The sequence below is a fragment of the Streptomyces sp. NPDC079167 genome, from assembly GCF_040686735.1.
Classification (GTDB): Bacteria; Actinomycetota; Actinomycetes; order Streptomycetales; family Streptomycetaceae; genus Streptomyces.
Map to the genome: position 1 here is coordinate 53811 of NZ_JBFBLO010000012.1, position 21969 is coordinate 75779.

A 21969-nucleotide genomic window follows, 5' to 3' on the forward strand; every position below is an offset into this window, starting at 1 on the left:
CAGGTCCGGTCCTGGGTGACCCTATCCCCGACCACCGACAATCGCCGAGGCTGTCGTATTCCGGCAACATGGCCTTCACAGAACCCGCGTCACAATGGGGAATCATGATCCGTTTCGAGCACGTCACCAAGCGGTACGAGGACGGCACCACCGCCGTCGACGACCTTTCCTTCGAGGTCGCCGAGGGTGAACTGGTCACGCTCGTCGGACCTTCCGGCTGCGGCAAGACGACCACCATGAAAATGGTGAACCGCCTGACCGAACCGACCGAGGGCCGGATATTCCTCGACGGGGACGACATATCGACCATCGACCCCGTCCGCCTCCGCCGGCGCATCGGCTACGTGATCCAGCAGGTCGGGCTGTTCCCGCACAAGACGGTCCTGGAGAACACCGCGACCGTTCCCCATCTCCTCGGCTGGGGGCGGGAAAAGGGCAGGCGACGCGCGGCCGAACTGCTGGATCTCGTCGGACTGGACCCCTCCGTTTATGGCGGACGCTATCCCGAGCAGCTTTCCGGTGGTCAGCGCCAACGGGTCGGCGTGGCAAGGGCGCTGGCGGCCGATCCCCCCGTTCTGCTGATGGACGAGCCTTTCGGCGCGGTCGATCCGGTCGTGCGGGAAAGGCTGCAGAACGAATTCCTGAAACTGCAGGCGCAGGTCCGCAAGACCGTGCTGTTCGTCACCCATGACATCGAGGAGGCCGTCCGCCTCGGCGACAGGATCGCGGTGTACGGGCACGGCCGCATCGAGCAGTTCGACACCCCGGCCACGGTGCTCGGCGCTCCGGCGACGCCGTACGTGGCCGATTTCGTCGGGGCGGACCGCGGTCTGAAGCGGCTCTCGGTCACGCCCATCGAGGAGAGCGACCTGGACCAGCCGCCGGTCGTCCATCTCGACGACCCGCTGGCGAAGGCGACCGAGCGGCTGCGGGCGCAGGGCGCGCGCTGGGCGGTCGTCCTCGACGGTCAGGACAATCTGCACGGCTGGATCCCGGCGGGCGAGGGTGCGACGGCCGAGGGCACGGTCCGGGAACACGCCCGGCGCATGGAGGCATGGCTCCCGCTCGGCGCGCCGCTCAAACAGGCCTTCGCCACGATGCTGCAGCACGACGCGGGCTGGATCGCGGTCATCGACAAGGAGTCCACCGGACGCTTCCTGGGCGTGCTCACCCCTGCCCGCCTCCATGAGGCCCTGCGCCGCTCGATCGACGCGGACGCGCAGGACGTGCCACGCGCCGAGGTCGCCGTGGAGACCGTGGCGGGCGTCGGCTCCCCCTGAGCGGTCCTCCGCCCCGCCGTCCGTCCGGCTGAACGCGGTGCGGGCGGATCCCGTGGCGCGGACCCCCGGCCGGGGGCCTCGTTCCGGCCCGTACCGGACGCGGCCGCCGGCCGCGGCGGCGCCCGCCGGTGGGCGTACCGGGCGCCACGGACCGGGCGGGACCGCGCGGACACGGCCTAGGCTGGGCGCATGAGTACGTTGCGAGGGCGGGGCACGGTGCGGGGTCTCCCGGAGTGGGACCGCTGTGCGGTCATGGGGGTCGTCAACGTGACGCCCGACTCCTTCTCCGACGGGGGCCACTGGTTCGACACCACGGCGGCGATCAAGCACGGCCTCGAACTGGTGGCCGAAGGGGCGGACCTGATCGACGTCGGCGGCGAGTCGACCCGCCCGGGCGCCAGCAGGGTGGACGAGGCCGAGGAGCTGCGCCGGGTGATCCCCGTGGTCCGCGGACTGGCCTCCGAGGGGGTCACGGTCTCCGTGGACACCATGCGGGCCGGTGTCGCCGAGCAGTCCGTCGCGGCCGGTGCGCTCCTGGTCAACGACGTGAGCGGTGGCCTCGCCGACCCGGGCATGATCCCGGTGGTCGCCGACGCCGGAGTGCCGTTCGTCGTCATGCACTGGCGCGGCTTCAGCGAGTCGATGAACAGCCGCGCGGTCTACGGGGACGTCGTCGGCGAAGTCGTCGCGGAACTCCAGGAGCGCGTGGAGGCCGTGGTCGAGGGCGGGGTGGACCCCGAGAAGCTGGTGATCGACCCCGGACTGGGGTTCGCCAAGAACGCCGCCCAGGACCTGACGCTGGTCGCACACCTCGACCGGCTCCGCGGCCTGGGCAGGCCCCTGCTCGTGGCCGCTTCACGCAAGCGGTTCCTCGGCCATGTCCTGGCCGGCGAGGGCGCGGTCCCGCCACCCGCCCGCGAACGGGACGCCGCGACGGCCGCGGTCTCCGCACTCTCCGCGGCCGCGGGCGCCTGGGCGGTCCGGGTGCACGCGGTGCGGCCGACGGCCGACGCGGTGCGGGTCGCCCGCGCCGTCGAGGGAGCCGCGTGAGCACCCCGCGCGACGAACACGAGGAGGCGGCCGCCGACATCGCGGCGGTCGAGCAGGCCAACACCGCGTTCTACGAGGCGATGGAGCGCGGCGACCTCGACGAACTCTCCGGGCTGTGGCTGCCCGGCGAGGACCTCACGGTGTCCTGCGTCCATCCGGGCTGGCCGGTGCTCACGGGCCGCGGCGAGGTACTGCGGAGCTATGCGCTGATCATGGCGAACACGGAGTACATCCAGTTCTTCCTCACCGATGTCGGGGTCGCCATGACCGGCGACACCGCCCTGGTGACCTGCACCGAGAACATCCTCAGCGGTGGCCCCGCGGAGGAGGGAAACTCGCTCGGACCGCTCGTCGGCCAGCTCGTCGTCGCCACCAATGTGTTCCGGCGCACACCGGACGGCTGGAAGCTCTGGTCCCATCACGGCTCCCCCGTACTGGCCGAAACCGGTGAGGAAGAGGACGAAGAACCTACTGCCTGAGCGGGCGGAGCGGATTGCGGGGATTGAGTCCCCCGGCCACGGGGTATACGCGGCTACCAACCCCCTGCCGGGCCGGTCCGTGCCCCCGCGGGCGGGCCCTGTCGGTGCTCGCGGGTAGATTCGAAAGACGGCACCGCACCGCCCGCACGCGGCCAGGTGCCTCCAGAGACGACGAACAGCAGGAGTGATTCGCGTGGATCGTGTCGCGCTGCGCGGCCTCAAGGCCCGTGGGCACCACGGTGTCTTCCCCCGGGAGCGGGCAGAAGGCCAGACCTTCATCGTGGACCTGGTGCTCGGCCTCGACACCCGCCCCGCGGCAGCCGCCGACGACCTGTCGAAGACCGTGCACTACGGCGTGGTGGCGGAAGAGGTCGTCGATGTCGTCAAGGGTGAACCCGTCGATCTGATCGAGACTCTCGCGGAACGCATCGCGCAGCAGTGCCTCAAGCACGAAGGGGTCGAGGAGGTCGAGGTCGTCGTCCACAAGCCGGATGCCCCGATCACCGTCCCGTTCGACGACGTGACCATCACCATCACCCGGAGCCGAGCATGACTGCATTTTCCACCGAGGGGCAGAGCGACCCGACCGTACAGCCGGTTCCCGCCGCAGTCGTCGAGCAGGTCGACGCGGCCGACGTCACCCTGTCCAACCCCAAACGGGCCGTGATCTCCCTCGGCTCCAACCTCGGCAACCGGCTGGAGACGCTCCAGGGCGCCATCGACGCCCTGGAGGACACCCCCGGCCTCCGGGTCAAGGCGGTCTCCCCGGTCTACGAGACGGAGCCCTGGGGCGTCGAGCCCGGTTCCCAGCCCTCGTACTTCAACGCGGTGATCGTCGTGAAGACGACTCTGCCCCCGTCCTCGCTCCTGGAGCGCGGCCAGGCCATCGAGGAGGCCTTCGACCGCGTCCGCGAGGAGCGCTGGGGGCCGCGCACCATCGACGTCGACATCGTGTCGTACGCCGAGGTGGTCTCCGACGATCCTCTGCTGACCCTCCCGCACCCGCGCGCCCGTGAACGCGCCTTCGTGCTCGCTCCGTGGCACGACGTGGACCCGGAGGCCCAGCTCCCCGGCGCGGGCCCCGTGGCCGACCTGCTGGCCGGTGTCGGCCGCGAGGGTGTGCTTCCCCGGCCCGACCTGGAACTCCGTCTCCCCGAGTAGTCGTTAGGCTCAAGGACGACCGGTCACGGTCGCCCAGCACGGGCGACCTGCACGGGGCGACCGGCACGGCAACGGCGACGAAGGGCGGCACTCTCGGTGAAGCAACTACGGCTCGGGCTCCTGGCCGGACTCTTCGCCGGCGCCGGCGTGCTGTCCTGGGGCGCGGCCCGCCTCTGGGACTCCCTGGGGACCCTGCCGAGCGTCCCTCTCGCCGCGCCCGTCGTGCTGGCCGTGATCGCCGTCGTCCTGCTCGCCACGGCCCTGTCGATCCGGGCACGGCTGCGCGCCCAGCGGGAGCGCCGCCCGGGGGCGAAGGGCGTGGAGCCGATGATGGCGGCGCGCGCCCTGGTCTTCGGCCAGGCGAGCGCGCTGGTCGCCGCGCTCGTCGCGGGGATGTACGGCGGCACGGGCGTCTTCCTGCTCGGCTTCCTGGACGTCCCGCCCCGTCGGGACCAGGCCATCTACGCGGGCGCGGCCGTGCTGGCAGGCTTCGGCGTCATCGCGGCCGCCCTGTTCCTGGAGCGCGTCTGCCGCCTCCCGGAGGACGGCGACGACGACAGGAACACCGCCCGGGCCGCGTGAGAGCAACCCCTGCCGCGCCGTGAGGTGCCAGGGCACGCACGCGCCGCGGCCCGCTCCGGACGAACGGCTCTAGCGCGCCATGATGAGGCTCATCGCCTCGGCGCGCGTGGCCGGATCGCGCAGCTGGCCACGGACCGCCGACGTGATCGTCTTGGCGCCGGGCTTGCGGATGCCCCTCATCGACATGCACATGTGCTCGCACTCGACGACGACGATGACCCCCCGCGGCTCCAGTATCGCCATGAGGGACTCGGCGATCTGGGTGGTGAGCCGCTCCTGGACCTGGGGCCTGCGGGCGTAGACGTCGACCAGCCTGGCCAGCTTCGAGAGGCCCGTGATCTTGCCGCTGGTCGCCGGGATGTACCCGACGTGGGCGACACCGTGGAACGGCACCAGGTGGTGCTCACACGTGCTGTACACCTCGATGTCCTTGACCAGCACCATCTCGTCGTGACCGAGGTCGAACGTGGTCGTCAGGACGTCCTCGGGCTCCTGGTGGAGGCCGGCGAATATCTCCTTGTACGCACGTGCCACCCGGCCCGGGGTCTCCCGCAGCCCCTCACGGTCAGGGTCCTCCCCCACGGCGATGAGGAGCTCCCGTACGGCCGACTCGGCCCGCTTCTCGTCGAATACGCCGATCGAGCCCTGCCCGTCCAGCGTCACCGGGTCGGTCATCTGTGCCTCGTTCCTCTGTGCAGTCACATGCGCGGGCCCACCCGGACCTCACGGAAGTCGGCAGGCAACGCAGGCATACGGAAAAGCCGCGCCCCCACAGGCTAGAACCTGGGGGGCGCGGCATCCATTCCGGGCCTGGTGGGGCCCCCGTGACAGGGGCCACACCTGGTCGGGCAGAGTCAGCTCTCGGGGCGGTCCTCGGGGAGCGCCTCCGGTGATGAGCTGCCGGTGTTCTTCGTGATGTCCGTCGGAGCGATCTCCGGAGTACCCGAGCCATTGGCAGAGCCGTTGGTGAGGGCGAGCTCCTTGGGGGAGAGCACGGGCGGACGCGTCGACGGGGTACGCCGGGCTGAACCGGTCCACGCCGGGCGAGCCGGGCGCCTCACGATCGGGGCGAAGATCTCGGCGATCTGCTCCTTGTTGAGCGTCTCCTTCTCGAGAAGCTCGAGGACCAGGGCGTCGAGGATGTCGCGGTTCTCGACGAGAATCTCCCACGCGTCGTTGTGCGCGGTCTCGATGAGCTTCTTGACCTCTTCGTCGACGAGCGCCGCGACCTCTTCCGAGTAATCGCGCTGATGGCCCATCTCCCGGCCCACGAACGGCTCGGTGTTGTCTCCACCGAACTTGATCGCGCCGAGACGCTCGGTCATGCCGTACTGCGTGACCATCGCGCGGGCCGTGGCGGTGGCCTTCTCGATGTCGTTCGCAGCACCGGTCGTCGGGTCGTGGAAGACCAGCTCCTCGGCCGCGCGCCCGCCCAGCATGTACGCCAGCTGGTCGAGCATCTCGTTGCGCGTCGTGGAGTACTTGTCCTCTTCCGGGAGCACCATCGTGTAACCGAGGGCACGGCCGCGGGAGAGAATCGTGATCTTGTGGACCGGGTCCGACTGGGGGGAAGCCGCCGCGACCAGGGCGTGTCCGCCCTCGTGGTACGCGGTGATCTTCTTTTCCTTCTCGGACATGATCCGGGTCCGCTTCTGCGGGCCCGCCACGACGCGGTCGATGGCCTCGTCGAGCATGTGGTTGTCGATCAGCTTCTTGTTGCTGCGCGCCGTGAGGAGCGCCGCTTCGTTCAGCACGTTCGACAGGTCGGCACCGGTGAAGCCGGGCGTCCGACGCGCGACCGCGTTGAGGTCGACGTCCTCCGCGACCGGCTTGCCCTTCTGGTGCACCTTGAGGATCTCGAGGCGGCCCTGCATGTCCGGCCTGTCGACGGCGATCTGCCGGTCGAAGCGTCCGGGACGCAGCAGCGCCGGGTCCAGGATGTCCGGCCGGTTCGTGGCGGCGATCAGGATGACGCCGCCCTTCACGTCGAAGCCGTCCATCTCGACGAGCAGCTGGTTGAGCGTCTGCTCGCGCTCGTCGTGACCGCCGCCCATACCGGCACCGCGGTGCCGTCCGACGGCGTCGATCTCGTCGACGAAGACGATCGCCGGGGCGTTCGCCTTGGCCTGCTCGAAGAGGTCACGCACTCGGGACGCACCGACACCGACGAACATCTCGACGAAGTCGGAACCGGAGATCGAGTAGAACGGGACGCCCGCCTCGCCTGCGACGGCGCGAGCGAGCAGCGTCTTACCCGTACCGGGCGGCCCGTAGAGCAGGACACCCTTGGGGATCTTGGCGCCGACGGCCTGGAACTTCGCCGGCTCCTGGAGGAATTCCTTGATCTCGTAGAGTTCCTCGACGGCCTCGTCCGACCCCGCCACATCGGCGAACGTCGTCTTCGGCGTGTCCTTGGTGATGAGCTTGGCCTTGGACTTGCCGAACTGCATGACCTTGGAGCCGCCGCCCTGCATCTGATTCATCAGAAACAGGAACACGACCACGATCAGGACGAAGGGCAGCAGGGAGAGAAGGATCGAGACGAACGGGGACTGCTTCGACGGCGAGACGGTGTAACCCTTCTCGATGTCACCGCTCTCGAACTTCTTCTGCAGCGTGTCGGCCAGCTCGACACCCTGGTTGCCGATGTAGCTCGCCTGGAACTTGCTGCCGGACTCGCCCTTGAGCTTTTCCTTGTCCTTCAGCTCGATCTTCAGGATCTGTTCGTCACCGGTGGTGAGCTTGGCCTCCTCCACCTGGTTCTTACTGATCGCCTGGATCACCTTGCCGGTGTCCACCGTCTTGTAGCCGCCGGACGAGCCGACGACCTGCATCAACACGACCACGGCGAGGACGGCCAGCACGATCCACATGACCGGCCCACGGAAGTATCGCTTCACGTCCATCCATACGGAGCGAAGTCGCCCCGTCCCTCCTGCCCGTAGGTAAATGCTGCTGTGAGAAAAGACTGTTCTTCGGACGGTACCCCAGCATTGTCACCCGTGACCGCAGGGGAGGTCCGGCAAACCCGTCTTCGAAGGCTCCAACGGCCCGAACGCCACAAGGGTTCCCGGGACTCCGGCCGGGTTCGGCCGGGCGCCCCCGGTTCCACCGGTGCCGCCGGTTCCTGTCGGGGCGGTGGCCTCAGCCGCCGTAGACGTGAGGCGCGAGCGTACCGACGAAGGGGAGGTTGCGGTACTTCTCCGCGTAGTCCAGCCCGTAGCCGACGACGAACTCGTTGGGGATGTCGAAGCCGACCCACTTCACGTCGATCGCGACCTTCGCGGCGTCCGGCTTGCGGAGCAGCGTGCAGACCTCCAGGCTCGCGGGTTCACGCGAGCCGAGGTTGGTCAGCAGCCAGGACAGCGTCAGACCGGAGTCGATGATGTCCTCGACGATCAGGACGTGCTTGCCCTTGATGTCGGTGTCGAGGTCCTTGAGGATCCGGACGACGCCCGAGGACTGCGTGCCGGCTCCGTACGAGGAGACGGCCATCCAGTCCATGGTGACGGGGGTGGACAGCGCGCGGGCCAGGTCCGCCATGACCATCACCGCGCCCTTGAGCACGCCGACGATGAGCAGGTCCTTGCCCGCGTACTCCGCGTCGATCTTCGCTGCCAGCTCGACGAGCTTCGCGTCGATCTCTTCCTTGGTGAGGAGCACCGACTGAAGGTCGGTGCCCATGTCCTTCTCGTTCACCCGCGTCTCTTTCTCTGCCCTGCCGGCCGGACTCTTCCCCGGGCCGGACCGGCGTTTCGCCTGCACTTAAGCCGCTTGCGCTTCAGCTCTGCCGAATCACCAGTCTGCCACCCTGCCGCCGCACCTCGACGCGGCCGGGCAGGTTGATGGCGCCCTGGCCCCGCCAGCCGGTGATGAGCCGGTCGACTTCCTCGATGTGGCGGGCGAAGAGCGAACCGGCGGGGGAACCGGCGTCGATCACGGCCCGGCGCAGCACCCGGCGGCGTACCGCGGGCGGCAGGACCGAGAGCTTGGCGCACTCCAGACGTCCGTCGTCGTCGCGGACCGAACGCGCCGCCTCGGCGGCCCAGGTGTCGAGGGCGTCCGCGTCGTCGCGGGAGAGCTGCGCCGTACGGGCGAGGGCCTCCACGACCCCCTTGCCCAGCGCCTTCTCCAGGGCGGGCAGGCCCTCGTGGCGCAGCCGGGAGCGGGTGTAGGCGGGGTCGATGTTGTGGGGGTCGTCCCAGACGGGGATCGACTGGACCAGGCAGGCCTTGCGGGCGGTCTGCCGGTCGAGCTGGAGGAACGGGCGGCGATAGCGGCCGGCGGGGCCCGACGCCGCGGCCATCCCGGACAGCGAACGGATGCCCGAACCACGGGCGAGGCCCAGCAGGACCGTCTCGGCCTGGTCGTCGCGGGTGTGGCCGAGGAGCACGGCGGCGGCGCCGTGGCGTTCCGCGGCGGCGTCCAGGGCCGCGTAGCGGGCGTCGCGGGCGGCGGCCTCGGGGCCGCCGTCGCGGCCCACCCGCACGGCGACCGCCTCGACCGGGTCGAGGCGCATCTCGGCGAGGCGGGCGACGACCTCGTCGGCGCGGAGTCCGGAGCCGGGCTGGAGGTTGTGGTCGACGGTGACGCCGCCGGCGCGGACGGGAAGCTTGCGCGACTCGAAGGCGAGGGCGGAGGCGAGGGCCATGGAGTCGGCGCCCCCGGAGCACGCGACGAGCACCAGGGGGGTCTCCGGCCGTTCGGGAAGCGCGGAACCGCGCCCGCCCGACCCTGCTTCGGCGAACTCGCCGCGTGCGGCCTGTTCGGGGTGGCGGTTGTATTCGGTGACGACGTCGTGGAGTACGCGGCGGACCGCCAGGCGTATCGCCGCGACCGCAGGATGGGGACCCATGTCCGGTGCCCTTCGGGGTGAAGTTTTGGGGGGTGCCTCCGAGTGCACGGAACGGAGTCCCGTCACTCAGAGTGCGTCGATGGTGACAGAGCCAAGCTGTCCATCGAGCATTGCACGCCTTCCCATGCCCCTATGGTCCCTCGGATGGGTGATTGGAGAGGCAATCTCGCGCCACCGGGCCGCCCGGGATCACGAGTCCGCTTTACGGTGCACCCTCGCCACCCAGTCCGCCGGTGCCGCGATCTCGGCCTTGGTGGGGAGGGTGTTGGGGGAGGTCCACACCCGGTTGAAGCCGTCCATGCCGACCTCGTCCACGACGGCGCGCACGAACTTCTCGCCGTCGCGGTACTGCCGGAGTTTGGCGTCGAGCCCCAGGAGCTTGCGCAGCGCCAGGTCCAGCCGGCTCGCGCCACGCGCCCTGCGCTGCTGGAACTTCTCCCGGATCTCGGCGACGGAGCCCACCACATCGGGGCCCACACCGTCCATCACGAAGTCCGCGTGTCCTTCGAGCAGGGACATCACCGCGGTGAGGCGGCCCAGGATCTCGCGCTGGGAGGGCGTCTGGACGATCTCCACGAGGCTGCGCCCGCCGTCGTCGCCCTCCTCGCCCTCGGGGCGGCTGCCTCCCGAGAAGGCCTGCGCGGCCTCGCGGAGGCGTTCGAGCATCGTCATCGGGTCGACGTCGGTCTCGTCGAGGAACGACTGGATTTCGCCCTGCAGATGGTCCCGGAGCCAGGGGACCCCGGTGAACTGGGTGCGGTGCGTCTCCTCGTGGAGGGCCACCCAGAGCCTGAAATCGTGCGGGTCGACCTCGAGTTCACGTTCGACGTGGACGATGTTGGGGGCCACCAGCAGCAGCCTGCCGCCCCCCTTCGAGGACGCGGGCAGCTCCCGGGTGGCGGGGGCGAAGGTCTCGTACTGTCCGAGGACCCGGGAGGCCAGGAACGACAGCAGCATGCCCAGTTCGACACCGGTCACCTTGCCGCCGACCGCGCCGAGCACGGCGTTGCCGGGCCCGCTGCCGCGACGGTCCTGCATCTTCCCCAGCAGCGGACGGAGCAGCTCACGGAAGCCCGCCACATTGGCCCGGATCCAGCCGGCCCGGTCGACGACCAGGACCGGGGTGTCCTCGGGTTCGTGCCCCTCCGGGATCATCCGGGTGAACGAACGGACGTGCTCCTCCGAGGCCTTGGCATGCCGCCGGAGCTCCGCGACCACGGCGCGGGCCTCCTCACGGCTGATCTCGGGACCCGGCCGCACGAACCGGGCCGCAGTCGCGACCGCGAGATTCCAGTCGACCATCTCGGCACCACCGATGCTCGTCATGCGTCAACCGTACGTGAGGTGGTCGCTCCGTGGTGGGGTGTCAGCCGCTCACCGGGTGCCCTGGGTGAGCGTGGTGGCCAGGGCGTCGAGAGATGCCTCCGCGTCGTCGGCCGATGTGGTGCCCGAGGCCAGGAAGGCGAAGGTGAGCAGCCGGCCCTGTGCGTCGACCGCGGTCCCGGCGAGGCTGTTCACCCCCGTGAGGGTGCCCGTCTTGGCCCTGATCAGGCCGGTCGCCCGGGACGTCGCCGCATAGCGGTCGCCGAGCGTGCCGCTGAATCCGGCGACCGGCAGGCCGGTGAGTACGGGGCGGAGCTCCGGGTGATCGGGTCCCGCGGCGAGGGCGAGCAGCCGGGCCAGGAACCCCGCCGTCACCTTGTCCGCGCGGTCGAGGCCGCTGCCGTCTGCGAGCCGGGCACCGCCCAGGGGCAGACCCAGCGACTTCAGCCGGGCGGTGACTGCCCGGCGGCCCCCGGCGAAGGAGGCGGGCTCCCCGGCCTTCAGCGCGGTCTGTCGCGCCAGGGCCTCGGCGATGTCGTTGTCGCTGTTGGTCAAGGCCCGCTCCACCAGGACGGAGAGCGGCTTCGACAGATGCGTCGCCACCGTCCGCGACTCGGCCGGGGCCCGTCCGGACGCGGGGTCGGACCGGGTGGTCACACCGGCGTCGTCGAGAAGGCCGGCGAAGGTGCGCGCGGCGTCCCCCGCCGGGTCGTCCGTACGGGGAGCCGGCCCCCGGTGGCTCCCGTCGAGGCGGCCTTCGTCGGCCATGAGCGCGCTGACGGGCGCGATGTTCTCGTTCGGACCGATGGGGTGCAGTGCCGGCCCGGAGTAGCGCGACGCGTCGTACAGCAGCCGCACGGGTCCGGCGCCGGCGTCGCGCAGGGAGCGCGCCGTGCCGGCTGCCAGGGCGCGCAGGGCCGCCTTGTCCAGGGTGGGGTCGCCGCCGCCGACGAGGGTGAGGGTCCGGGAGTCCGGGGACAGCTTGACCGTCGTCGCGATGCGGTGGGCGGGGCCGAGCGCGGAGAGCGCGGCGGCGGCCGTCGCGATCTTCACCGTGGACGCGGGGGTCATGGGCGTCGCCGCGCCGCGGGCGTAGAGCTGTTTCCCGGTCGCCGCGTCGACGACCACGGCGGTGCGTACGGTGCCGAGGGCGGGCGCGTCCAGCAGGGGCGTGAGGGCGGCGTCCAGGCCGCTCGCGCCCGCCGGGGCAGTGAGGCCGTCCGCGGTGCCGAGGGCCCTCAGGACGGCCGGAGCGCTGGCGGCGGGCCGCGGACCGTCCGGCGTGGCCCCTTCGTGATGTGCGCCACCTGCGCGCTGCAGGGCGGCGGCCCGGTCCCGCTCGGCCTTACGCTGACCGGAGTCCCAGGGACCGGTGGCCAGGACGGCACCGGCGGCGACCACCAGGCCGAGCACCGCGGAGCCTGCGACGAGCCGGAGGTCGTTCCGTCCGCTCCCACGCTTCAGGTACTTCGGGACCTTCCACTTGCCCCGCCTGTTCAACGGTCCGTCCGTCGGTTTCTCCACCGGCTCGGCCACCGTTGACCAGCCCCTTTCGCGAGCACTCATCTGCGTGAGGGACACTTAACCACCAGTCGTATGTGTTGATCATGGAGGAGCCACCCGTGGAGTTCGACGTCGTTATCGAGATTCCGAAGGGTTCGCGGAACAAGTACGAGGTGGACCACGAGACCGGTCGGATCCGTCTGGACCGTCGACTCTTCACCTCGACCAGTTACCCGGCGGACTACGGTTTCGTCGAGAACACCCTCGGCGAGGACGGCGACCCGCTGGACGCGCTGGTCATCCTGGAGGAGCCGACGTTCCCCGGCTGCCTCATCAAGTGCCGCGCCATCGGCATGTTCCGGATGACCGACGAGGCCGGCGGCGACGACAAGCTGCTGTGCGTCCCGGCGTCCGACCCCCGGGTGGAGCACCTGCGCGACATCCACCACGTGTCGGAGTTCGACCGCCTGGAGATCCAGCACTTCTTCGAGGTCTACAAGGACCTGGAGCCCGGCAAGTCCGTCGAGGGTGCCGACTGGGTCGGCCGCTCCGAGGCGGAGGCCGAGATCGAGGCCTCCTACAAGCGCCTCGAGGCGCAGGGCGGGAAGCACTGACGTAATCCCACGGTTCCGCCCCCGGGCGGGACGGCGCGGATCGCGGCGCATGGGCCGACCGGCCCAGCCGGTCGTACGGACAACGGGCGGCGCACCTTCACCGGTGCGCCGCCCGTTGCGCGTGGCGGCCCATGTCCGTGCACATACTGGGCAGAAGCGCTCCGTAACGAGCGGTCGCGGAGGAACGAGGTCGAGTGGTGGCGGAACAGGGCGGTCCGGAGGACCAGAAGCCCCAGTCCGACGAGGCGCGCAGCGCCTTCGTCCCGCCGGCCGGTGTGGAGCAGCCCGCGGCGCCGTCCGAGGACGACCATCCGACATCGGAATTCGCCCTTCCGGCCGGAATCCAGAGTGATCCGTCGGGGTCGTCCGGCCCCGGTCCCGGGCCGGGGAGCGGGCCGGGGTCCGACACGCTCTCGTCCGCCTTCGTCCCGCCGAGCGGGTACGACGCACAGCAGCAGCCGCCGGCGTTCACTCCCGCGCACGGCATTCCGATGGTCCGGCTGACCAAGGAAGCTCCCTGGCAGGACCGGATGCGCACGATGCTGCGCATGCCGGTGACGGAACGTCCGGCACTCGAGAGCGTGCAGCAGACCGACGACTCGAGCCCCGCCGTGCCGCGCGTGCTCGACCTGACCCTGCGTATCGGGGAGCTGCTCCTCGCGGGCGGCGAGGGCGCCGAGGACGTCGAGGCCGCGATGTTCGCGGTGACGCGCTCGTACGGACTCGACCGCTCCGAGCCGACGGTCACCTTCACCCTGTTGTCCATCTCGTACCAGCCGTCACTGGTCGACGACCCCATCACGGCGAGCCGCACGGTGCGCCGCCGGGGCACCGACTACACCCGGCTGGCCGCCGTGTTCCGGCTGATCGACGACATCACCTCGGCGGAACACGTCGAGGTCTCGCTGGAGGAGGCCTACCGGCGCCTCGCCGAGATCCGCCGTAACCGGCACCCGTACCCGGGCTGGGTGCTGACGGCCGCCGCCGGTCTGCTCGCCGGCTCGGCATCGGTGCTGGTCGGCGGTAACGCGCTGGTCTTCGTCGTGGCGGCGGCGGGCGCGATGCTCGGCGACCGGCTGGCCTGGCTCTGCGCCGGGCGCGGGCTGCCCGAGTTCTACCAGTTCATGGTGGCTGCCATGCCCCCCGCCGCGATGGGCATCGCCCTGACCCTCACCCATTCGACGGATGTGCGGCCCTCCGCGGTGATCACCGGTGGACTGTTCGCCCTGCTGCCCGGACGGGCTCTCGTCGCCGGGGTGCAGGACGGCCTGACCGGCTACTACATCACCGCGGGAGCCCGGCTCCTGGAGGTCATGTACTTCTTCATCGGCATCGTGGCGGGCGTCCTGCTGATGCTCTACCTGGGCGTCCAGCTCGGTGCGCAGCTCAACCCGGAGGCGCGGTTCGTCGCCAACGACCGTCCGGCGCTCCAGATCCTGGTCTCGATGACCCTGACACTGGCGTTCGCCATCCTGCTCCAGCAGGAGCGGTCCACGGTGCTGGCGGTGACCCTCAACGGGGGCGTGGCCTGGGTCATCTTCGGCGCGATGGCCCGCGAGGGCGGTATCTCGCCGGTGGCCGCCACGGCGGTGGCAGCCGGCCTGGTGGGGCTGTTCGGCCAGCTGTTCTCGCGCTACCACTACAGCTCGTCGCTGCCCTACATCACGGCTGCGATCGGCCCGCTGCTGCCCGGTTCGGCGACCTACTTCGGTCTGCTGGGCGTCGCGCAGAACGAGGTGGACACCGGTCTCGGCTCGCTCTTCACGGCGGTCGCCACGGCGCTGGCGATCGCCATCGGCGTCAACCTGGGAAGCGAGATCTCCCGGCTCTTCATGCGGGTGCCGGGCGCGGTCGGGGGCGCGTCCCGTCGGGCGGCCAAGCGGACCCGCGGCTTCTGACACGCGCGCGGCGCCCCGGCCCCTGGGCGGATTCTCGGGGGCCGGGGCGCCGTCGGTGCGCTCGGGAGGGTCAGCGCCTGTCCTGCCACCCGTACTGACCCGGGTCGCCCTCCTGGCTGTCGTCCGGGCCGGCCGCGGGGCGCTCGCCGTAGGGTCCGCCGGTGTACGGGCCGGGCTGCTGCCCGCTGCCGTACCCGGCGTCGTATCCGCCGTTGTACGGGGCGGCCTGGGGGCTGCCGTACTGACCGGCCTGGTGGGCGTCGCCGTACTGAGCGCCCTGGTGGGCGTCGCCGTACTGACCGGCGCCGTACTGGGCGCCCTGGCTGCCGTACTGACCACTCTGGCCGCCGCTGTACTGCCCGCCGTACTGACCGCCCTGCTCCGGGCTGTACTGCCCGCCGTACTGACCGCCCTGCTCCGGGGCGTACTGCCCCTGAGCCCCGCCGTACTGACCGTTGCCACCCTGCGGCGCACCGTACTGGCCGTTGCCACCCTGCGGCGCACCGTACTGACCGTTGCCACCCTGAGCCCCGCCGTACTGACCGTTGCCACCCTGAGCCCCGCCGTACTGACCGTTGCCACCCTGCGGCGCACCGTACTGACCGGCTCCGTACGGGGCGTCCTGGCCGCCGTACTGGCCGTTGCCGTACTGCGCGCCCTGGCCGGTGCCGTACGGGGCCGGCTGGTCGCCGGTGTGCCGGTACGCGGCAGGGCCCTGGCCGTCCTCGTCCGCTCCGCCGTAGGGGCCAGCGGCGGGCCCGCCGTCCAAGGGGCCCTCGTCGTCCCCTCCGCGCGCGGCGGCTTCCTTCTTCGACCTGCTGCGCGCCCGCAGGAACTCGATCGCGATCGGCACCACGGAGACCAGCACGATCAGGATGAGGATCATCTCGATGTTCTCGTGCACGAAGTCGATCTTGCCGAGGACCGCGCCGAGCAGCGTCACGCCGACGCCCCAGAGCACGCCGCCGATGATGTTGAACGTGATGAACGAGCGGTAGTCCATCCGGCTCACACCGGCGATGATCGGCGTGAAGGTCCGGACGACGGGCACGAAGCGGGCCAGCACCAGCGACTTCGGGCCGTACTTCTCGAAGAACTCGTGGGCCTTCTCGACGTTCTCCTGCTTGAAGAGACGGGAGTCCGGGCGCTTGAAGAGCGCCGGCCCCACCTTGCGTCCGAAGAGATAGCCGACCTGGTCACCGATGATCGCCGCCAGGGCGATCAGGAGGCAGACCAGCCACAGCGGGTACTTCAGGTCGCCCGTCGTCACCAGCAGGCCCGTGGTGAACAGCAGGGAGTCGCCGGGGAGGAAGAAGCCGATCAGAAGCCCGGACTCGGCGAACACGATCAGCAGGAGGCCGGGAAGCCCGAAGGTGTTGAGCAGATAATCCGGGTCCAGCCAGCTCGGGCCGAGCGCAAGCGTATTCAAGGGTCCGGGCTCCAGGGTTGGTCGATGTGCGCGGCTGCGTGGCCGCCCCAAGCTATCAACGCTGAGGCGGACGCCTGGGTTCCACTGGCGTAAGCAAGGATGCGCGCGGAACGAACCGGGGCAAAGCTTTCCGCAGGAGGTGCCTCATCATGAGCATCGAGGACTACGGCGGCGGACAGACGCCCCAGGCGGACGTCCTGGTCGTCACCACGAACGACGTACCCGGACACCAGGTGACGCAGGTCATCGGCGAGGTGTTCGGGCTCACGGTCCGCTCCCGCCACCTGGGCAGCCAGATCGGCGCCGGCCTGAAGTCGATGATCGGCGGCGAGCTGAAGGGGCTGACCAAGACGCTCGTCGAGACCCGCAACCAGGCGATGGAGCGGCTCGTCGACCAGGCCCGGGCGCGCGGCGCGAACGCGGTGCTGATGATGCGGTTCGACGTGAGCGAGGCGGCCGACGTGGGCACCGAGGTCTGCGCCTACGGCACGGCGGCCGTGATCAGCAGGTCCTGACCGGCTCCCTCTCCCCCTCTTCCATCCCCCCGGAGGTCCCGCATGCCCACGCCCGTCAACGTCGCAGTCGTCTACTACTCCTCCACCGGCACCGTCTCCACGATCGCCAAGGCCATCGCCCAGGACGCCGAGCACGCCGGCGCACAGGTACGCCTGCGCAAGGCCGCCGAACTCGCCCCCCAGGCGGCCATCAACTCCAACCCGGTCTGGGCCGAGCACGCCAAGGCGACCGCCGGCATTCCCGAGGTCTCGCCGGACGACATGGTCTGGGCGGACGCGGTGATCTTCGGTACGCCCACCAGGTACGGCAATGTCACCGCCCAGCTCAAGCAGTTCCTCGACACGCTGGGCGGCCTCTGGCAGGCGGGGCAGCTGGCCGACAAGGTCTACAGCGGTTTCACCGCCAGCAGCACCACACACGGCGGCCAGGAGTCCACCCTGCTGGCGCTGTACAACACCGTGTACCACTTCGGCGGCATCCTGGTCCCGCCCGGTTACACGGACGCCACGAAGTTCGTGGACGGCAATCCGTACGGCACCTCCCATGTCTCGGGGCAGGGCGACATCCCGGTCGGCGAGCAGACCCTGACCGCCGCGCGGGTCCAGGCGGAGCGCGTCGTGAAATTCACCCGGGCCGTCAAGGCCGGGCTCGCGGCCGAGAACTGAGGAGTCCGCCCATGCCGCTCCACAAGGGTCCGCACGGCGGGGCCGCTGCGTCCGACGAGCACCGCAGACTCGCCCTCAACCCGTTCTTCGGAGAGGCCGATCCGACCGCCCCGATGGTCGCGGCGCCGCCGACGCACCGCCTCCCCGACGGCCCGCTGCCGCCGTCGACGGCCTACCGGCTCGTCCACGACGAGCTGATGCTCGACGGGAACTCCCGGCTCAATCTCGCGACCTTCGTCACCACCTGGATGGAACCCCAGGCCGGTGTGCTCATGGGCGAGTGCCGGGACAAGAACATGATCGACAAGGACGAGTACCCGCGCACCGCCGAGCTGGAGCGGCGCTGCGTGGCGATGCTCGCCGACCTCTGGAACACCCCCGATCCGGCCGCCACGGTGGGCTGCTCGACCACGGGTTCCAGCGAGGCATGCATGCTGGCGGGGATGGCGCTGAAGCGCCGGTGGTCCACCAGGAACGCCGACCGCTATCCGGCGTCCGCCCGGCCCAATCTGGTGATGGGCGTCAATGTGCAGGTGTGCTGGGAGAAGTTCTGCACGTTCTGGGAGGTGGAACCCCGCCAGGTCCCGATGGAAGGCGAGCGCTTCCATCTGGACCCGCAGGCGGCCGCCGAGCTGTGCGACGAGAACACCATCGGTGTGGTCGGGATCCTCGGCTCCACCTTCGACGGTTCGTACGAGCCGATCGCGGAGCTGTGCGCGGCGCTGGACGACCTCCAGGAGCGCACGGGCCTGGACATCCCGGTCCATGTGGACGGGGCGTCCGGCGCGATGGTGGCGCCGTTCCTCGACCCGGACCTGGTGTGGGACTTCCGGCTGCCCAGGGTGTCCTCGATCAACACCTCGGGGCACAAGTACGGCCTGGTCTACCCGGGCGTGGGCTGGGCGCTGTGGCGTTCACCGTCCGAGCTGCCCGAGGAGCTGGTCTTCAGGGTCAACTACCTGGGCGGCGACATGCCGACCTTCGCGCTGAACTTCTCCCGGCCCGGCGCGCAGGTGGTCGCGCAGTACTACACGTTCCTGCGGCTGGGCCGGGAGGGTTACCGGGCTGTTCAGCAGGCGTCCAGGGACATCGCGGGACACCTCGCGGACGGGTTCGGGTCCCTGGACGACTTCAGGCTCCTGACCCGGGGTGACGAACTCCCGGTGTTCGCCCTGACGACGCAGCCGGAGGTGAAGGCGTACGACGTCTTCGACGTGTCCAGGCGGCTGCGGGAGCGCGGCTGGCTGGTGCCCGCCTACACCTTCCCCGCCAACCGCCAGGACCTCTCCGTGCTGCGCGTGGTCTGCCGCAACGGCTTCTCCTCGGATCTCGCGGAGCTGCTGCTGGACGACCTGCGCGGGCTCCTGCCCGAACTGCGCGCCCAGGCACACCCGCTGAACCGGGACCGGGCGGCCCAGACGGCCTTTCACCACTGAGGGGACCGGACCACCAGGAACCTGATCAGCGCACATCCCCGGGGCCTGTGGCGAAGGGATTCTCCTGTCCCTCGGCGAGCACCCCGACGAACGGTTCGCCCTCACCCGCGAAGGTGTACGCCCCCGCCTCGATCCGCGCGATCAGCCCACGGGTCCACTCGGCCCCCGTGTCCGCCGAGTGCACCCACATGTTCATGATCTCGCCGATGTGCCCGAGCGACTCCGGGCCGTCCTCCGGCGTGTAGTGCTCCGTGACCGTGGCCCGCCAGCCCTCGATGGCGGCGATGCGCTTCCTCAGGAGCTCCACCGCCTCGGCCCGCTCCAGGTCGACCATGCAGCCCAGGGCCGCCGAGAGCACGTCCACGCTCTTGTCGTACGAGGTCAGCGAGGCCCGCAGCAGGGTGAAGTACTCCTGGGTGCCCGCGTCGGTGACCTCGTACTCGGTGCGGGGCGGGCCTCCGGCCGTGGACGGGGCGACCTCGTGGGCGAGGAGCATCCCCTGCTTCGCCATCTGCTTGAGTGCGTGGTAGATCGACCCGGGCTTGGCCGTGGACCACTCGTGGGCGCCCCAGTACTCCAGGTCGTTGCGCACCTGATAGCCGTGCGCGCGGCCGTGCTGACGCACGGCACCCAGGACCAGGAGACGGATCGCCGACATACCACTCACCCTTTGTAGTCAACTTTGACCAGGGTAGCCCGCCCCTGTGGACCCATCGGGCCGGGCCCTTTCCTCGGTCCGCGCGTCGGAAAGGGTCAGAAGGGGAAGACCGTGCGCCCGTGCTGCACCGAGATCCACTTCCGGGTGGTGAACGCCTCCACGGCGGCCTCGCCGTTCAGCCGCCCCATGCCCGACCGTTTCTCGCCCCCGAACGCGACCGCCGGGTCGTCCTGCACGGTCGCGCCGTTCACATGGAACATCCCGCCCCTGATGCGCCTGGCGAACCGCACCCCACGCTCCGCGTCCGCCGTGTGGACGGCGCCGCTGAGCCCGTAGGGGCTGTCGTTGACGATGCGGACGGCGTCGTCCTCGCCGTCGAACGGCACCAGGAGCGCCACGGGCCCGAAAATCTCCTGCTCCAGCAGTGGCGATCCCTCCGGCAGCCCGGTCAGCACGGTCGGCTCGACGAGGCTGCCGTGTGTGCGGCCCCGCACGAGTGCGGTGGCACCGGCCTCGATCGCCCCGTCCACCAGCGCGGTGAGCGCCTCGGCCTGGAACGCGTCGACGACCGGCCCGATACGGGTGCCGGGGTCACGCGGGTCCCCCGAGACGAGGGCGGCCACCGCTGCGGTGAACCGTCCGGTGAACTCCTCCTCCACGGCACGGTCCACCAGGATGCGGTTGGCGGCCATGCTGACCTGGCCCTGGAACAGGAAGCGGCTGTAGACGGCCGCCCGGACCGCGTGGTCGAGGTCGGCGTCCTCCAGCACGACCAGGGCGCTGTTGCCGCTCAGTTCGAGGATGGTCCGCTTGAACAGCCCGGCGGCGACGGCGGCGACATGACGGCCGACCCGGTCCGAACCGCTGAACGAGATCACCTTGGGCACGGGGTGCTGGATGAAGGAGTCACCGATCTCGGCGCTGTCGGTGATCAGGACGTTGAGGAGCCCCGCGGGCAGCCCCGCGTCCTCGAAGATCCGGGCGACCAGGCTTCCGCCGGCGATCGGGGCGTTCTGATGGGGCTTCACCACGACCGCGTTGCCGAGCGCGAGCGCGGGGGCGACGGTCTTCATCGTCACCAGGAAAGGGAAGTTGAAGGCACTGATCACACCGATGACTCCGACCGGCAGCCGGTAGACCCGGTTCTCCTTGCCGTCGGCGGCCGAGGGCAGCAGCTGGGCCGAGGGCCGCATCGTCTGTCCCACCGCCTCGCGCAGGAACTCCTGCGCGGTCCGCACCTCGAATTCGGCCCTCGCCCTCGTGCCGCCGAGCTCGTCGATGATCAGCTCGGTGATTTCGTCGCGGCGCTCCCCGACGAGCCGCACGGCGTTCTCCAGAACGGCGCGCCGCGCATGAGCGCCGGCCACCGCCCATTTCCGTTGCGCGCGTTCGGCGGCCCGGTAAGCAAGGTCGACTTCCGCCGCGGTGGCCACGGTGACGGAGCAGAGTTTCTCGCCGCTGTAAGGATTGAAATCGATGATGTCCCACGCACCGTTGCCGGTCAGCCACTCGCCGTCGATGTACTGGCGGGCCAGTTCACTGGGGAAGGACATGCAATCCCTTACTGCAGGCGCAGACTCCTGTCGGTCACTCATCGTACTGGCGAATCACGTCAGTTGAAGGAGTCCCCGGAGAAGATCCCGGCTCTCCTCGGGGCCCGGGCTGTCCTCGTGGAGGCGGACCATGGCCTTTTCGTACTGGGCGACTTCTTCGGCCTTGTCCAGATAGAGCGCACTTGTCAGCTGCTCCAGATAGACGATGTCCGACAGATCGGATTCCGGAAAACGCAGCATCGTGAATGCCCCGCTCTCACCGGCATGACCGCCGAAGCTGAAGGGCATCACCTGGAGAGTGATATTCGGCTGCTCCGACATATCGATCAGATGCCGCAATTGCGCACGCATCACCTCACGCCCGCCGTACGGGCGGCGCAGCGCCGCCTCGTCGAGCACTGCGTGGAAGCGCGGGGCACGTTCGGAGACCAGCGCCTTCTGCCGCGCCAGGCGCAGCGCGACCCTGCGGTCGATCTCGGCCGCCGGGGCACCGGGCATGCCGCGCGCGACGACGGCATGGGCGTACGCCTCGGTCTGCAACAGCCCGTGGACGAACTGGACTTCGTAGATCCGGATGAGCGAGGCCGCCCCTTCCAGTCCGATATACGTCTGGAACCAGCCGGGCAGCACATCGCCGTAACTGTGCCACCAGCCCGCCACGTTGGCCTCACGGGCCAGGCCGAGGAGTGAATCCCGCTCCGCCTCGTCCGTGACTCCGTACAGCGTGAGCAGATCCTCGACGTCCCTGGCCTTGAAGCTCACCCGTCCCAACTCCATGCGGCTGATCTTCGATTCGGAGGCGCGGATGGAGTAGCCGGCCGCCTCACGGGTGATGCCCCGCGACTCGCGCAGGCGCCTGAGCTGTGAACCCAGGAGGATGCGCCGCACCACAGAACCACTCGACTCGCCTGCCGACACCGGCTTCCCAGCCCTCCCCATCGCTTCCCGTGCTTCGGGGTCCCCCCGA

The 21969-nt window shown here is 70.3% G+C and carries 21 protein-coding genes; 11 read left to right on the plus strand and 10 right to left on the minus strand.

All coding sequences use genetic code 11. The features are described from left to right. Positions 1-104: 104 nt before the first annotated feature. The 6 genes from AB0P41_RS24910 to AB0P41_RS24935 all read left to right on the plus strand — a co-directional run bounded on the left by AB0P41_RS24910 (position 105) and on the right by AB0P41_RS24935 (position 4552). Positions 105-1280, plus strand: a complete 1176-nt coding sequence (locus AB0P41_RS24910; protein ID WP_356713801.1) for a betaine/proline/choline family ABC transporter ATP-binding protein — start codon at positions 105-107, stop codon at positions 1278-1280. Between the two features lie 189 nt (positions 1281-1469). Continuing rightward, positions 1470-2330, plus strand: a complete 861-nt coding sequence (folP, locus tag AB0P41_RS24915) for a dihydropteroate synthase (protein WP_365934252.1) — start codon at positions 1470-1472, stop codon at positions 2328-2330. Then, positions 2327-2809 (plus strand): nuclear transport factor 2 family protein, encoded by a 483-nt coding sequence (locus AB0P41_RS24920; protein WP_356713803.1) that lies wholly within the window; start codon positions 2327-2329, stop codon positions 2807-2809. The genes folP and AB0P41_RS24920 overlap by 4 nt, the downstream gene beginning before the upstream one ends. 193 nt (positions 2810-3002) lie before the next feature. Then, on the plus strand, positions 3003-3362 hold the full coding sequence (folB, locus tag AB0P41_RS24925; protein WP_356713804.1) for a dihydroneopterin aldolase: 360 nt from the start codon (positions 3003-3005) through the stop codon (positions 3360-3362). Beyond that, positions 3359-3970: a 2-amino-4-hydroxy-6-hydroxymethyldihydropteridine diphosphokinase gene (folK, locus tag AB0P41_RS24930; RefSeq protein ID WP_356713805.1), complete on the plus strand. Its 612-nt coding sequence runs from the start codon at positions 3359-3361 to the stop codon at positions 3968-3970. The genes folB and folK overlap by 4 nt, the downstream gene beginning before the upstream one ends. Positions 3971-4066: 96 nt before the next feature. Then, positions 4067-4552, plus strand: a complete 486-nt coding sequence (locus AB0P41_RS24935; RefSeq protein ID WP_356713806.1) for a DUF3180 domain-containing protein — start codon at positions 4067-4069, stop codon at positions 4550-4552. Between the two features lie 69 nt (positions 4553-4621). Here AB0P41_RS24935 and folE read toward each other — a convergent pair whose 3' ends face one another. From folE to dacB, 6 genes are all read right to left on the minus strand, one after another. Continuing rightward, positions 4622-5227: a GTP cyclohydrolase I FolE gene (gene folE, locus AB0P41_RS24940; RefSeq protein WP_365934255.1), complete on the minus strand. Its 606-nt coding sequence runs from the start codon at positions 5225-5227 to the stop codon at positions 4622-4624. Between the two features lie 179 nt (positions 5228-5406). Continuing rightward, positions 5407-7458 carry an ATP-dependent zinc metalloprotease FtsH gene (gene ftsH / locus AB0P41_RS24945; protein ID WP_356713808.1) on the minus strand — a complete coding sequence of 684 codons (2052 nt, stop codon included), beginning with the start codon at positions 7456-7458 and terminating at the stop codon, positions 5407-5409. Positions 7459-7696: 238 nt separating this feature from the next. After that, positions 7697-8236: a hypoxanthine phosphoribosyltransferase gene (gene hpt / locus AB0P41_RS24950; protein ID WP_014155504.1), complete on the minus strand. Its 540-nt coding sequence runs from the start codon at positions 8234-8236 to the stop codon at positions 7697-7699. 97 nt (positions 8237-8333) lie between these two features. Next, positions 8334-9407, minus strand: coding sequence for a tRNA lysidine(34) synthetase TilS (tilS, locus tag AB0P41_RS24955; RefSeq protein WP_365934257.1), 1074 nt, complete (start codon positions 9405-9407; stop codon positions 8334-8336). Between the two features lie 189 nt (positions 9408-9596). After that, on the minus strand, positions 9597-10733 hold the full coding sequence (locus tag AB0P41_RS24960) for a zinc-dependent metalloprotease (RefSeq protein ID WP_356713810.1): 1137 nt from the start codon (positions 10731-10733) through the stop codon (positions 9597-9599). A gap of 48 nt (positions 10734-10781) precedes the next feature. After that, positions 10782-12296 (minus strand): D-alanyl-D-alanine carboxypeptidase/D-alanyl-D-alanine-endopeptidase, encoded by a 1515-nt coding sequence (gene dacB, locus AB0P41_RS24965; RefSeq protein ID WP_365934259.1) that lies wholly within the window; start codon positions 12294-12296, stop codon positions 10782-10784. A gap of 56 nt (positions 12297-12352) precedes the next feature. Between dacB and AB0P41_RS24970 the strand changes: the two genes are divergently transcribed. After that, entirely contained in the window at positions 12353-12847 is a 495-nt protein-coding gene (locus AB0P41_RS24970) for an inorganic diphosphatase (RefSeq protein WP_356713812.1), read from the plus strand. 194 nt (positions 12848-13041) lie between these two features. Further along, a complete protein-coding gene (locus AB0P41_RS24975; RefSeq protein ID WP_356713813.1) occupies positions 13042-14745 on the plus strand; it encodes a threonine/serine exporter family protein in 1704 nt (567 codons plus the stop codon). A gap of 70 nt (positions 14746-14815) precedes the next feature. On the opposite strand, the gene AB0P41_RS24980 is transcribed toward AB0P41_RS24975, so the two are convergent. Then, the gene (locus tag AB0P41_RS24980) at positions 14816-16174 is read right to left on the minus strand and encodes a VTT domain-containing protein (RefSeq protein ID WP_365934261.1); all 1359 of its coding nucleotides are present in this window, start codon (positions 16172-16174) and stop codon (positions 14816-14818) included. A gap of 149 nt (positions 16175-16323) precedes the next feature. Here AB0P41_RS24980 and AB0P41_RS24985 point away from each other — a divergent pair, with 149 nt between their 5' ends. Genes AB0P41_RS24985 through AB0P41_RS24995 form a run of 3 tightly spaced genes read left to right on the plus strand, consistent with a single transcriptional unit; the run spans position 16324 to position 18791 of the window. Continuing rightward, complete coding sequence (locus tag AB0P41_RS24985; protein WP_104786954.1) at positions 16324-16689, plus strand: YbjQ family protein; 366 nt, start codon at positions 16324-16326, stop codon at positions 16687-16689. Between the two features lie 42 nt (positions 16690-16731). Then, positions 16732-17355 (plus strand): NAD(P)H:quinone oxidoreductase, encoded by a 624-nt coding sequence (gene wrbA / locus AB0P41_RS24990; RefSeq protein ID WP_365934263.1) that lies wholly within the window; start codon positions 16732-16734, stop codon positions 17353-17355. An 11-nt stretch (positions 17356-17366) separates the two neighbouring features. Then, positions 17367-18791, plus strand: coding sequence for a glutamate decarboxylase (locus AB0P41_RS24995; RefSeq protein WP_365934265.1), 1425 nt, complete (start codon positions 17367-17369; stop codon positions 18789-18791). A gap of 25 nt (positions 18792-18816) precedes the next feature. On the opposite strand, the gene AB0P41_RS25000 is transcribed toward AB0P41_RS24995, so the two are convergent. The 3 genes from AB0P41_RS25000 to AB0P41_RS25010 form a co-directional block, all read right to left on the minus strand. Further along, a complete protein-coding gene (locus AB0P41_RS25000; protein WP_356713818.1) occupies positions 18817-19449 on the minus strand; it encodes a PadR family transcriptional regulator in 633 nt (210 codons plus the stop codon). Positions 19450-19544: 95 nt separating this feature from the next. Next, positions 19545-21002: an aldehyde dehydrogenase family protein gene (locus tag AB0P41_RS25005; protein WP_365934267.1), complete on the minus strand. Its 1458-nt coding sequence runs from the start codon at positions 21000-21002 to the stop codon at positions 19545-19547. Positions 21003-21056: 54 nt separating this feature from the next. Continuing rightward, the gene (locus AB0P41_RS25010; RefSeq protein ID WP_356713820.1) at positions 21057-21941 is read right to left on the minus strand and encodes a helix-turn-helix transcriptional regulator; all 885 of its coding nucleotides are present in this window, start codon (positions 21939-21941) and stop codon (positions 21057-21059) included. Positions 21942-21969 lie beyond the last annotated feature (28 nt).